The 12,903-nt window shown below is 51.2% G+C and carries 13 protein-coding genes; all 13 read left to right on the forward strand.

The genetic code is table 11. The features are described from left to right. Position 1 precedes the first annotated feature (1 nt). The 13 genes from FQV30_RS03630 (at position 2) to FQV30_RS03690 (ending at position 12,903) form a co-directional block, all read left to right on the forward strand. Complete coding sequence (locus tag FQV30_RS03630) at positions 2-1,462, forward strand: adenosylcobinamide amidohydrolase (RefSeq protein WP_146498771.1); 1,461 nt, start codon at positions 2-4, stop codon at positions 1,460-1,462. After that, positions 1,459-2,412, forward strand: coding sequence for an adenosylcobinamide-phosphate synthase CbiB (gene cbiB / locus FQV30_RS03635; RefSeq protein ID WP_146498772.1), 954 nt, complete (start codon positions 1,459-1,461; stop codon positions 2,410-2,412). Before FQV30_RS03630 ends, cbiB begins: the two co-directional genes overlap by 4 nt. Then, complete coding sequence (locus tag FQV30_RS03640; protein ID WP_146498773.1) at positions 2,399-3,478, forward strand: pyridoxal phosphate-dependent aminotransferase; 1,080 nt, start codon at positions 2,399-2,401, stop codon at positions 3,476-3,478. Before cbiB ends, FQV30_RS03640 begins: the two co-directional genes overlap by 14 nt. Continuing rightward, on the forward strand, positions 3,460-4,008 hold the full coding sequence (locus FQV30_RS03645; RefSeq protein ID WP_146498774.1) for a bifunctional adenosylcobinamide kinase/adenosylcobinamide-phosphate guanylyltransferase: 549 nt from the start codon (positions 3,460-3,462) through the stop codon (positions 4,006-4,008). Before FQV30_RS03640 ends, FQV30_RS03645 begins: the two co-directional genes overlap by 19 nt. A gap of 4 nt (positions 4,009-4,012) precedes the next feature. Beyond that, a complete protein-coding gene (locus FQV30_RS03650; RefSeq protein ID WP_146499558.1) occupies positions 4,013-5,467 on the forward strand; it encodes a cobyric acid synthase in 1,455 nt (484 codons plus the stop codon). Then, positions 5,464-6,231: an adenosylcobinamide-GDP ribazoletransferase gene (gene cobS, locus FQV30_RS03655; RefSeq protein WP_146498775.1), complete on the forward strand. Its 768-nt coding sequence runs from the start codon at positions 5,464-5,466 to the stop codon at positions 6,229-6,231. Before FQV30_RS03650 ends, cobS begins: the two co-directional genes overlap by 4 nt. After that, positions 6,204-6,788 carry a histidine phosphatase family protein gene (locus tag FQV30_RS03660; protein WP_146498776.1) on the forward strand — a complete coding sequence of 195 codons (585 nt, stop codon included), beginning with the start codon at positions 6,204-6,206 and terminating at the stop codon, positions 6,786-6,788. The genes cobS and FQV30_RS03660 overlap by 28 nt, the downstream gene beginning before the upstream one ends. Continuing rightward, entirely contained in the window at positions 6,740-7,168 is a 429-nt protein-coding gene (locus tag FQV30_RS03665) for a bifunctional adenosylcobinamide kinase/adenosylcobinamide-phosphate guanylyltransferase (protein ID WP_146498777.1), read from the forward strand. The genes FQV30_RS03660 and FQV30_RS03665 overlap by 49 nt, the downstream gene beginning before the upstream one ends. Further along, positions 7,140-7,727, forward strand: a complete 588-nt coding sequence (locus tag FQV30_RS03670) for a cob(I)yrinic acid a,c-diamide adenosyltransferase (RefSeq protein ID WP_146498778.1) — start codon at positions 7,140-7,142, stop codon at positions 7,725-7,727. Before FQV30_RS03665 ends, FQV30_RS03670 begins: the two co-directional genes overlap by 29 nt. Next, complete coding sequence (locus FQV30_RS03675; protein ID WP_146498779.1) at positions 7,727-8,203, forward strand: ECF transporter S component; 477 nt, start codon at positions 7,727-7,729, stop codon at positions 8,201-8,203. The genes FQV30_RS03670 and FQV30_RS03675 overlap by 1 nt, the downstream gene beginning before the upstream one ends. Next, on the forward strand, positions 8,203-8,874 hold the full coding sequence (locus FQV30_RS17860) for an alpha-ribazole-5-phosphate synthase (protein WP_186725509.1): 672 nt from the start codon (positions 8,203-8,205) through the stop codon (positions 8,872-8,874). The genes FQV30_RS03675 and FQV30_RS17860 overlap by 1 nt, the downstream gene beginning before the upstream one ends. 209 nt (positions 8,875-9,083) lie before the next feature. After that, on the forward strand, positions 9,084-11,222 hold the full coding sequence (locus FQV30_RS03685) for a (Fe-S)-binding protein (protein WP_146498780.1): 2,139 nt from the start codon (positions 9,084-9,086) through the stop codon (positions 11,220-11,222). A gap of 484 nt (positions 11,223-11,706) precedes the next feature. Further along, entirely contained in the window at positions 11,707-12,903 is a 1,197-nt protein-coding gene (locus FQV30_RS03690) for an acetyl-CoA C-acetyltransferase (protein ID WP_146498781.1), read from the forward strand.

Genomic DNA, 12,903 nt, shown 5'->3' on the forward strand with positions numbered 1-12,903 from the left:
TATGCTTCGGATCACCGGATTGACTGGCGGCTATGGCGAAAAAAAAATTGTCAGCGATATCTCATTCCATGTGGAAAAAGGCAGCATGCTCGGAATATTAGGACCGAATGGCAGCGGAAAGTCGACCTTGATGAAGTTGATCAGCGGCGTCTTGCCCGCTAAAAGCGGAAAGGTGGAAATTGATGGGCAGCCCATTTCAGGGTTTTCCGCTAAAGAGCTCGCGCGGAAAATGGCTGTACTCCCGCAGCTTCATGCGCATGCTTTTGAACATACAGTAAGGGAAACGGTTTCACTCGGCCGATATCCGCATCAAAGCGGATGGTTTGCTTCTTGGTCGGAAGCGGACGAGGCGGCTGTCGTGGAAGCGATGGGCTTGATGAACATTCAGCAATATGAAAATACGCTGATTGACCGGATGTCCGGCGGAGAACAGCAGCGGGTGTTTGTTGCCCAAGCGCTCGCGCAGGATGCTTCGATTCTCCTGCTGGATGAACCGACAAACCATTTGGATATCAACCACCAAAAAGAACTGCTAGATACCATCAAAAAACAGGCAATTGAAAAAGAATTGACGGTGGTTTCGATTTTTCATGATATCAACTTGGCGTCGATGTATTGCGATGGGCTGCTGCTGCTTGACGGCGGACAGATCAAGCGGATGGGCGAACCGCATGAAGTGGTCCGCGAACAGGACATTGAAGCCGTTTATAAAACGCGCGTCAGCAACCATCCGCATCCCGAGCTGCCGAAACCGCAAATCACTTTGCTTCCGGGAATCACCCGGCCTGCCGCACAAGCCCTTATAACAGCAGCGGATTTTGCTGTTTCAGCCGATCATGTTCTTTACCAGAGCCCGATTCCGTTGAAGACGGTATCATCGGCTGTCATCAATGCAGGGGCCGGCTGGTACAGGACATTCATGAACCGCCATGTCGACAATACCTATGAATGTGATGACAGCACGCAGGAAATGGCAAAATTCATTGAACAGGAAGGATTCAAGCCGACTGATACGGTAGGGATGATGACAGCTGTCCGGACGGAAGATGCAATTGTCAAAGAATACCAGGGGCCGTTCGGTTCGGTGGTCATTGCAGTGACCGCAGGGGTCGGCAATGCGGTTGACGTATCAAAAGCGCTTGACCGGGAAGTGAAAGTCGGCACCATCAACACATGGATCTTCATCAACGGCGATTTATCGGATGAAGCGTTCATACAGGCCATGATTACGGCGACCGAAGCGAAATCGAAAGCGCTCCATCATGAAGCGGTCATGGATCCTCTGACGAATACGATAGCGACTGGGACTTCGACTGACAGCTGCCTGGTGGCCGCAACCCAGCAAGGCGAGCATTTGCCATACGCCGGCCCGGTGACGGAACTTGGCAAATTGATAGGTGCCGGCGTTTTTGAATGTACGGTTGAAGCGATCCGACTGTACCGTGAGGCGAAAAAACTATGATGGTCCACCTGTTGGCAATAGCTGCCGGTTTGCTGCTCGACCGCCTCATAGGCGATCCCCCTTCATGGCCGCATCCAGTCCGGTGGATCGGAGCCTTGATTTCCAAGTTGACTGCAAAATGGAATCATGGGCCTAATGCCTTCCTAAACGGTTTTTGGATGGCCGGTATTGTGGCGGCAAGCGCTTTTTCCGGTGCCTACTTCCTGGTTTTTATCGGCTATTCGATTCACTGGCTGGCGGGCGCGGCAATCGAGGCGCTGCTGATAGCTGCCGGGCTGGCGCAGAAAAGCTTGCGTGATGCCGCGGAAGAAGTGTACCGGCCGCTTATCGAAAAAGACCTGCCTGCGGCCCGTGAAAAACTCGGTTGGATTGTCGGCCGTGATACCGATAAGCTGGATGAAAGCGAAATTACCCGGGGCGTAGTGGAAACGGTATCTGAAAACACCAGTGATGGAGTCACTGCACCGTTGTTTTGGGCATTTTTATTCGGGGCTCCAGGATTGTGGCTGTATAAGGCGGTTAATACGTGCGATTCGATGGTTGGCTATAAAAATGACGAATTTCACCAGTTCGGCTATGCATCCGCCCGCCTCGATGATGTGATGAACTGGATTCCAAGCCGCATTACCGGGCTCTTGATCTTACTGGCAACAAAAAATGAACGGTCAATGACCATACGTCAGCGTTTTGTGGAATGGAAACGCGACGCGAAAAAACACCCAAGCCCGAACAGCGGCTGGTTGGAGGCTGCAACGGCCGTTCAGCTGGGAATCGAGCTGGGCGGTGTCAATACGTATAAAGGGATCGTATCGAACAGGGCGCGCATGGGCACTCCGATTTTCCCATTGGAAGCCCACCACATCCATGCGGCAGTATGGCATATGAATGTCGCGACTTTCTGGTTTTTCATCTTGTTTTCATTAGGGAGGGTATGGCTTGAACTTGCCTGATCATGGAGCAAATCCGCTTCTTTTATACAAACAAATGGGGATGGAGCCGCCAGCACGCATTATCGATTTCAGTGAAAACGTCCATCCGTTTGGGCCACCTGTGTTTCTGAAAGAGATATGGCCTGATTTGCAGGAGCTTGTCAGCCGCTATCCGGATCCCGAAGCCGAACCGTTTCGCAGCGCAGCTGCCAAATACCACGGAGTTTCCCTGCATCAGATTGGAGTGGGGAACGGGGCGGCGGAAATTTTCACTTGGCTTGCCCGGCGTTACCGGAAAAAGCGGGTGGCGCTGATTGAGCCGGCATTTTCGGAATACCGAAAAACTTTGGAAGCTGAAAATGTTGAAATCGCCGCGGTTGAACTGAAGGAAGAAACGGCTTGGAAATTGGATATAGCCAAAACGAAGCGGGTTATCAAAGGCTGTGCAGCGCTTTATGTCTGCAATCCGCATAACCCGACAGGACGGCTGGTGCCCAAAAGCGACTTGCTTGATTTGGCGGAAGCCTGCCGGCAAGCTGGATGTGAACTGGTCGCCGATGAAGCGTTCGTTGATTTTACCGGTGAGCAAAATTCGCTAGTGCCGGAGTTGAATGCGCACCCGAACCTGATAATCGTCCGATCGATGACCAAAATGTATGCGATTCCCGGGCTTCGGCTTGGGTATGCGATGGGCGCCCCATCGATTATAGAAGCTTTGAAAAGCGGTGCTGCCCATTGGAATGTCAATGCGCTTTCCGCTTTGATCGGAGCCCGCTGTTTTGAGGAAACGGGATACCGTGAAAAAATCATCCAGGCAGCCAGGGAAGAACGGCAGCTGATGAAGGGGTTTTTCCATGAAAAAGGCTGTATGGCCACCGATTCCGAAGTGAACTTCTTGTCGTTCCAGTTGCCCGATCCGCAGCGGTCCGGACAATTTTTTTCGGATATGCTGAAAGCCGGAATCGTGCTCCGCCACACAAATTCATTCCACGGGATGGATGGGCGGTGGTTCCGCATCGGCATGAAATCCACCGGTCATATGAAGGAACTCCGGGAGGCGATAGCGAAATGGCTAGAGGACAATTGATTTTTATCAGCGGCGGTGTCAGGAGCGGGAAAAGCGCATATGCCGAACAGCTGGTACTGGCTTCCGGAGCTTTGAGGCATGTCTATCTGGCAAGCGGGCTAGCCTATGACGAGGAGATGGAAGTGCGAATCGGGCAGCACCAAGATGACCGCGCCGGCCAAGGCTGGACAACGATTGAGCAGCCTGGCGATATGGCAAAGGTGCTCGCCCATATTCGGGGAGGCGACGCTGTTCTTTGGGATTGTGTGACAACCTGGCTGGCAAATGAACTTTATGAAGGCTGGGAGCAAGGCTCTCCTTGCGCAGAGCAGTCCGGATGCATGGAACGGAAATGGCGGGAATTGCAGGGGACATTAACTGGAATGCAAAGCCAAGTCCGGCTTTTGGTTGTCGTTTCAAACGAAGTGTTGGACGATTTTATACGCGACGAAACTTACCAAATGTGGCTTGGGAAAATCCATCGGTGGCTTGCAGCGGAAGCGGACCAAGCTTTTGAAATGGAAAATGGAGCCGCTTACAGAAGGAAGTGATGGAATGCGCGGCGTGATGATTCAAGGAACGGCGTCTGATGTCGGAAAAAGCATGATCTGTACAGCGTTTTGCCGGATTTTGTCCGATCAAGGAATCCGGGTGGCACCGTTCAAATCCCAAAATATGTCGAACAATTCCTATGTTACCGTGCTGGGGGAAGAAATCGGCAGGGCTCAGGGCGTTCAGGCGGAAGCTGCGAGAACGGTCGCAACGGTGGATATGAATCCGATCCTGCTGAAACCGGAAAGCGATATGAAGTCCCAAATTGTTTTGTTTGGCAAAAAAATCGAAACAATGGACGGCATGGATTATCGTGCGAACTTTTATGAAAAGGGCTTGGCAGCGATTGGCCAGGCCTTGGAAAATCTATCGAAAACCTATACGCACCTGGTCATCGAAGGGGCAGGAAGCCCTGCAGAAGTGAATTTGAACGACCGGGAAATTGTCAACATGACGGTAGCAGAACGTGCGGACGTTCCGGTGATTTTGGTTGCTGATATCGAACGGGGAGGCGTCTTCGCTTCAATAGTGGGAACGCTGGCGCTTATGCCTCATCCGGAACGGGTAAAAGGGCTTTTGATCAATAAATTCCGCGGGGATATCAGGCTGTTTGAAGATGGCATCGCTTTTTTGGAATCATACACCAAATTGCCGGTTCTGGGGGTGATTCCGTATATGGGCAGCCATGGAATTGAACAGGAAGATTCCTTGGGCGTCCGCGAATTAGCTAGGGATGCCCAAAATCGGCCAATCGACATGGCTGTATTGAAGCATCCTTACTTGTCGAATTTCACGGATCTGGAACCGTTTTTGGATGAGCCGGACGTGGCGGTCCGCTGGGTGGAATCTGTGAAAGACATTGGCCAACCGGATATTTTAGTTTTTCCAGGCACGAAAAGCACTATCGCGGATTTGCGGTATTGGAAACAACAAAAACTGGAAGAGGCGCTCCGATCCCTGCAGAATGGGACGCGGATTATCGGACTATGCGGCGGCTTTCAAATGCTCGGCGACAGTTTAGCCGATCCGGCCGGCTTTGACGGCATGAAAATTGCCTTCGAAAAAGGGCTGGGCCTGGTTTCCGGGATGGCTACACACTTTACTGCGGAAAAGTTTGTCGAAAGGCGGAGCGGAACCGTCAAGATGAATGGCCAAGACTTCAAGATTGATGGCTATGAAATTCATACCGGCAGGTCAGAGTATGGCGGTAAAGCGCTGATTTCATATGAAGACGGAACCGAAGGGGTTCAAACAGGGCGGCTGATTGGCACACACCTGCATGGTTTTTTTGGATCGGCCGTTTGCCGCCAGGCATTTTTAGCGCCCATCCGGCAGGAAAAAAATATATCAGAACCTATAGTGAAAGAGCGGCCGGACCGTTACAGCCGTTTTGCTGAACATGTAAAAGCCCATATCGATTGGAAACAGGTTGAACGGATCATGGAGGAAAAGGGATGAAGCGTTTAGGGATCGGATTGTTGCTCGCTTTGCAGTTTTTCTCCATCATACCAGTGAAAAAAGAGTTGCCATTGGAAAAGGGGTACATAACATCAATGTACAGGGCGTTGCCGTTTCTTGGTCTGATTTTCGGCGCAATCACCGCAGCAGCTGCATGGACGCTGTTGAACTTTACGGAACTTAGTTCGCTATTCGCCGCTTTTATTGTTGTTGTCATTGGCATTTTCCTGACGGGCGGTTTGCATATGGATGGCGTGGCTGATGTAGGGGATGCTTATTTTTCTTATCAGGAACGGGAAAAGCGGCTGGAGATCATGGGAGATCCGCGTATCGGTGCGTTTGGCGCGATGGCGCTGACGCTGCTCATTTTCGGGAAAATCATAGTTGTGTCGGAAGTGCTTGAAGGAATTCCGATAATAGCGGTAGCATTCGTCCCTGTTTTTTCACGGATCGGCTTGATGCTGTTGTTCAGCAAAACCGCCAGCGCAAAAGAGGGCGGGCTTGCGGCTTTTTTTCAGCGGCGGGCGGACGGCGGACAGGTTGCTTTAGGGGCGGCCGTCTGGTTGGCGGCAGCTTGGGGTGTTTTGGGGTATATGGAAAGCTTGCGGCTGGCTTTTGGACTGGCTGCAGTTCTTCTGGTGTCGATTTACCTTTACAGAAAGTGGTGCCTGAAGAATTTTGGCGGAGTGACTGGTGATTTGTTCGGAGCTTATATAGAAGGGACGGAGCTGTTGCTATGGGCGGTCTTTTTGTTCTTCATCTGATCCGGCACGCCCCGGCTGCCGGGAACCAGGCAAAACAGTATATCGGCTGGACTGATGAACCGGTATTGCCGTTCAAAGCGCCGGCGTATCCGGAAGTGCAGCGTGTCTGGGGAAGCGATTTGCAGCGCTGCCGGCAAACAGCGGAAGTTTTGTTTCCGAACGCTATCTACCATTCCGATTCAGATTGGCGCGAATGCCATTTCGGCGATTGGGAGCAAAAAACGTATCCTGAACTTGAAGGCCTGGAAGCATACCGCAATTGGATCGATGATCCTTTTCACTGTCAACCGCCGGGAGGTGAAAGTTTGGACCAAGTAGCCGTCCGTGTGGAACGGGCCGTCCGCTCATTGCCCAGCGGGGAGGAGTTTTGGGTTGTGGCACACGGGGGTCCCATCCGCCATTTACTGGCGCGTGCAAAAAAGGAAGCATTTTGGAATCAGACCGTGCTTCATGGCCACTGCTATACGCTCATATGGCAAAACCGGCAAGCATTTGAGGAGGAGGCACAATGCACATCGTTTTCGGCGGCGCCTTTAATGGCAAACGCGAGTATGTGAGAGAACAGCTGGGAAATCAGGAAGTCTCTTGGTTCGAAGGGGTTATGCCTGAAAGGAGCCCGCTTTTCACGGTGATAGCGGGAGTGGAGAAATGGGTAAAGCTTCAGCTGGAAACTGGAAAGAGCGAAAAAGAAATCCTGGAGAGCGCCAGTGATGCGCTTTTGTTGAACGAAAGCAGCCGGCAAATCTGGATTTTAACAGACATCAACCGGGGAATTGTGCCGCTTGATCCCATTGAAAGGCAGCAGCGGGATGTTGTGGGCCGGCTCTATCAGTTTTTGTTCAAAGAAGCGGCAAGTGTGACACGGATTTGGTACGGCATACCAGAAACTTTAAAAGGGGCGGATGACGATGAGAATTTATACAAGAACGGGCGATAAAGGACAGACAAGCTTGATCGGCGCGCGCGCTGACAAAGATGCGCCGCGTATCGAAGCATACGGCACAATCGACGAAGTGAATTCATTTATCGGCAAAGCGATGACAGAATTGGATTCAGAGAAGTATTCGGATTTGCTTGCGGATTTAGAAGCAATTCAAAATGAATTGTTTGATTGCGGCGGAGATTTGGCCGACGTCCGAAAAGAGCCGCAATTCAAAATGACGGAAGGGCCGGTCACCGTGCTGGAAAAGCGGATCGATGAACTGATGGAGGAGCCGCCGCTGTTGGAGCGCTTTATCCTTCCGGGGGGATCTCCTGCTGCAGCTACGCTTCATATCGCCCGCACCATCACGCGCCGTGCAGAACGCCAAACAGTCACTTTGATGAAATCTGGAGAAGAATTCCCGCTTGTGGTTCAGCGTTATTTGAACCGCCTGTCCGATTATTTGTTTGCCGCTGCACGCGTCGTCAACTCGCGTGCGGGTGTGCCTGACAACGAGTATGTCCGGAGCGCGAAAGTTTTCAGAAATGGCGGCCGCGCCAAGAAAAAAGAGTGATGAAACCGAGAAATATGGCTTTGGCCGCACTCTTTATCAGCTTATCGGCGATCGGCGGCATGCTGAAAATCCCGCTCGGTGTCGCGTCCATTGCGCTCGATGCGATGCCGGCGCTTGTTGCGGCCCTTTTTTTATCGGCGCCGCTTGCGGGAGTGGTAGCCGCGCTCGGCCATTTGGCCTCCGCCTTATACGGCGGCTTTCCGCTTGGCCCATTCCACGCAATGATCGCCTTTGAAATGGGATTGGCTGTCTGGCTGTTTACAAAAATGCACAAGGATGGCCGCCGCAATGTGAAATGGATCGCTTTCGTTTTAGGCAACGGAGTTGTTGCAGCTATTCCTTTCTATTTTCTGTTATCTCCCGCATTTTTCTATGCAGCTGTACCAGGATTGCTCGCGGCTTCAGGGATTAATGCCCTCGGGGCGGGAGCCATTATGCCATTTATGGAAAAACGGCTGCGGGAGGGGGTGAAGTGATGCGCCATGAATTGATGCTGGGTGAGTGGGTCATCACCTCGGACAACTCCGGAGGGATCGGCGAGAAGCCGATGGACTTTGTGCAAGCGCCGGATCGGCTGACAGCAAAGTTCGCGGCTCGAGTCGCACTTCTTGAACAATGGGCAGCCGGCAGCGAGCCGGAAGCTGTCCTGCTTCATAATTTTAGCGGGGAAGAGCAGTGGTTACGCTATATTGCCGGTGTCGAAGATGTGTTTGCCGAAGCCCGCATTGAAAACGTCCAGATCAGCGGCAGTTCAGAAACGAATATCGCAACGCTGCAATCTGCGATCGCCGTAACGATGTTAGGGAGGCGAAAACAAGAAGGGCGAACAGGACCGCTGGAGTGGTACGTTTATGGTGTTCCGCTTGTCGGTGAAGCTGTCCTGCTCAAAGCGGAACAGCTGGCAGACCTGAAAAAACTGAGCGAAGCCCGGGCGAGCGGATTGATTGAAAGCTTGTGGCCGATCGGATCAAAGGGAATCGGCCATGAAGCACGGCGGTTGTTCGGAGAAGACATAAATTCTGTTCCCGGCCTCGACATCAAAAAATCGGCTGGTCCGTCAACATGTGTGCTGATTGGCTTCCGGAAGGAAATGGCCGGCCAGTTGTCTGGGCATTTTGGAAAACACCTCTACCCAATCCATAGATAAAACGAGAAACACTGTACGGAGCGGTGTTTCTCGTTTTTGACTTGATGAACGAAAGAACTTGCTTTTGAATGCAAACCCTTTCAATTTCCCTATTGACTGAATGCTCATTCATATTTATTATTAAAGGTATCATCTGCCAATGGGTGGAGTTTAAAAGGATGCATGGCTTGAATTTTTTGAATATACACACATAGGAAGGGGATCTCTTCATGGAGCCATTGCTCATAGCAAACTGGGTCTTGTTTCTGGGCGTAACCGCATACGCCGTGTACTTGTTTCTGTACCTGCTGAAGACCAGATACGATTTTATCAAACTCGGCAAAAAAGTGGAATTTGAAGAAAATTTCAAAGAGCGTTTCCGCAAAGTGATGGTCAACGTGTTTGGCCAGAAGAAATTGCTGAAGGACAAGAAGAGCGGAACGATTCATGTTATGTTCTTTTACGGTTTCCTATTGGTGCAAGCGAGCGCCATAGACTTCATTATCAAGGGATTGGTTCCTGGAGCGCATTTGCCGCTGGGTCCGCTGTATCCGGCTTTTACATTTTTCCAAGAACTTGTAACGTTAATGATTTTGGCAGCAGTCGTCTGGGCGTTCTACAGACGGTATATTGAAAAGCTTGTCCGCTTGAAGCGCGGCTGGAAATCGGGGCTTGTCTTGATTTTCATCGGCGGGTTGATGGTTTCTGTTCTTGTCGGGAACGGAATGGCGATGATCTGGCACAATCATGCAGCAGCATGGACAGAACCGGTGGCTTCATCTATCGCTGCTGGCTTTTCGTGGATGCCGGCAGCCGCCGCGGCTGCAGTCTTCTACATCATGTGGTGGGTGCATCTGTTGTTCTTATTGACGTTCCTGGTTTACGTGCCGCAATCAAAACACGCGCATTTGATTTTTGGGCCAGTCAACACGTGGTTCCACCGCGTCGACCATGTTGGCCGCTTGAAACCGATCAACTTTGAAGAAATGGAAGACGAGGAAGATGAGGATGCCATGCCATCATTTGGCGTCGGAAAAATCACCGACTTCAATCAGGCGCAGATGATCGACTTCTACGCTTGCGTAGAATGCGGACGCTGCACAAATATGTGTCCGGCAACCAACACCGGCAAGATGCTTTCGCCGATGGACTTGATCACCAAACTGCGGGACAACTTAACAAATACCGGAGCGGTGATGACAAAGCAAAAACCATGGGTGCCGGCACTGGCATTCAATAATACAAAAGGCAATCAGCTGGCGATGGCTGCTGGAGCTGAAGGCGTTTCAATCGACGAACTTTACAGCCCTAGCCTGATCGGCGACGTCATTACAGAAGAAGAAATCTGGGCGTGTACGACTTGCCGCAACTGTGAAGACCAATGCCCGGTAATGAACGAGCACGTCGACAAAATCATCGACCTTCGCCGTTATCTCGTTATGACCGAAGGGAAAATGGATAAAGATGCGCAGCGTGCGATGACAAACATTGAAAAGCAGGGTAACCCGTGGGGCCTTAACCGGAAAGAGAAGGAAAACTGGCGGGAGGCACGTGAAGACGTCCACATTCCGACAGTAAAAGAAATGAACAAAGCGGGAGAGGAATTTGAATTCTTGTTCTGGGTGGGGTCTATGGGGTCATTCGACAGCCGCTCCCAAAAAATCGCATTGTCCTTCGCCCGTTTGATGAATGAGGCCGGTGTGAAGTTCGCGATTCTCGGAAACAAAGAAAAGAACTCCGGCGACACGCCGCGCCGTTTAGGGAACGAGTTCCTGTTCCAGGAACTGGCGGCAGCGAATATCCAAGAGTTCGAAAAAGCGGGCATCAAGAAAATCGTCACAATCGATCCGCATGCTTATAACATTTTCAAAAACGAGTATCCTGACTTCGGATTCCATGCGGAAGTCTACCACCACACGGAAATGCTGTTTGAGCTGGTGCAGGAAGGCAGATTGAAGCCGCAATTCCCGGTCAATGAAAAAATCACTTTCCACGATTCGTGCTACCTTGGACGTTATAACGACGTCTATGACGCGCCGCGGGAAATCTTGAAAGCGATCGAAGGGGTTGAACTCGTTGAAATGGTCCGCAGCCGCCAGGACGCCATGTGCTGTGGAGCCGGAGGCGGATTGATGTGGATGGAGGAAGACACAGGCAACCGCATCAACGTGGCGAGAACCGAACAAGCGCTGGTCGTCAATCCGACCATCATTTCGTCCGGATGTCCATACTGCCTGACAATGCTGTCGGACGGAACAAAAGCGAAAGAAGTCGAAGAAACAGTAGGAACCTACGACGTAGCAGAACTTTTGGAAATGGCAGTTATCGGAAAATCATCGCCGGCACTTGAAGCCCCGATCGTCCACTAAAACGCAAAATAAAAATTGCAAAAAGACAGAATATTGGTTAAGATTCACTTATAAGCTAAATGAAAAGAAAGGGAGTTTAACGCTCCCTTTTCCTTTGCACCAAAACCGAGCGAGCGTTCAGTCAATAAATTGGCCGAACATCATTCGGCCGATTTATTTGCGACGAAGTGCGAAGCACTGCAGGAGCAAAAGGTTAAAATGAAGCTAGCAAAGCGATGCAGAGGCAATTATTTGCGGCGAAGCGCGAAGCACTGCAACGCCCTTTCATGCTTCGAAGCTAGCTGAGCGATGCAGGAGCAAAGGGATAGAATAAAGATAGCGGAGCGATATAAAAGTAAAAGTATTAAGTGAAGCTAGCTGGAGAAAGAGTGAAAGGCGGCGACTCCAGCGGGAAAGCGTCCGCCTGAAGCGGTTTCTCTGCCGCTTCTTCATATTTTTTTCATTATAAATGTAACCGTTTACAAAAAGGGGAGGAAGAAATATCATGGCAAAAACAGTGATTTTAGGTGGGGCACGTACAGCATTCGGGAAATTCGGCGGAAACTTAAGCACGTTATCGGCAAGCGAATTAGGGGCAGTGGCGATCAAAGAAGCAATGAGCCGCGCAGGCATCGAACCGGAAGATGTACAGGAAGTTATTATGGGGAATGTCCTGCAGGCCGGACAAGGGCAGATTCCTTCCCGGCAAGCTGCAAAAAAAGCGGGAATTCCGTATAACGTCAAATCGGAAACAATCAATAAAGTCTGCGCTTCGGGGATGCGAAGCATTACGCTTGCACATCAGATCATTCGTTTAGGCGATGAGGAAGTAATCGTAGCAGGCGGCATGGAATCGATGTCTAATGCGCCTTATTATTTGCCGAAAGCGCGTTGGGGCATGCGGATGGGCGACGCCCAAGTCATTGATGGCATGGTACATGACGGCTTGTCCTGCTCATTCCACCCGGACAAAGTCCATATGGGGACTTACGGAAACTCCACAGCCAAAACATTCGGTTTAACGCGTGAGGCGCAAGATGAATGGTCTGCCCGCTCACATGAACGCGCAGTCAAAGCGAAAGATTTGTTTGCGGAAGAAATTGCTCCAATTGAAATCCCGCAGCGAAAAGGCGATCCGATTGTGGTGGATTTTGATGAAGCGCCGCGCGCCAACTCGACAATTGAAGCATTGGCGAAATTGAAACCGGCATTTGGGGCAGATGGCACCATAACTGCCGGAAACGCTCCTGGCATCAATGACGGGGCGGTGGCGCTCGTCTTGATGAACGAAGAGCGTGCGGAAAAAGAAGGGAAACAGCCGCTGGCCCATATCCTGACTCATACCGAAATTGCTATTGAACCGCACCGTTTCCCTGAAACACCGGGAATCGTCATCAACGAACTGTTGAAAAAAACAGGCAAAACGCTTGATGAAATCGATCTTTTTGAGATCAATGAAGCGTTCGCTGCAGTGGCGCTTGCCAGTTCGAAAATCGCGGAGCTGGATGCCGAAAAAGTCAATGTCAACGGCGGATCGGTAGCACTTGGCCACCCGATCGGCGCAAGCGGAGCGCGCATCATTTTGACGCTTGCTTATGAACTGAAGCGCCGCGGAGGGGGAGTCGGCATTGCGGCAATCTGTTCAGGCGGCGGCCAAGGCGATGCCATCATGATTGAAGTTCCCAAACAGGAGGCAAACTGA

Origin of the sequence: Planomicrobium sp. CPCC 101110 (assembly GCF_007859395.1) — a bacterium.
Taxonomy (GTDB): domain Bacteria; phylum Bacillota; class Bacilli; order Bacillales_A; family Planococcaceae; genus Planococcus.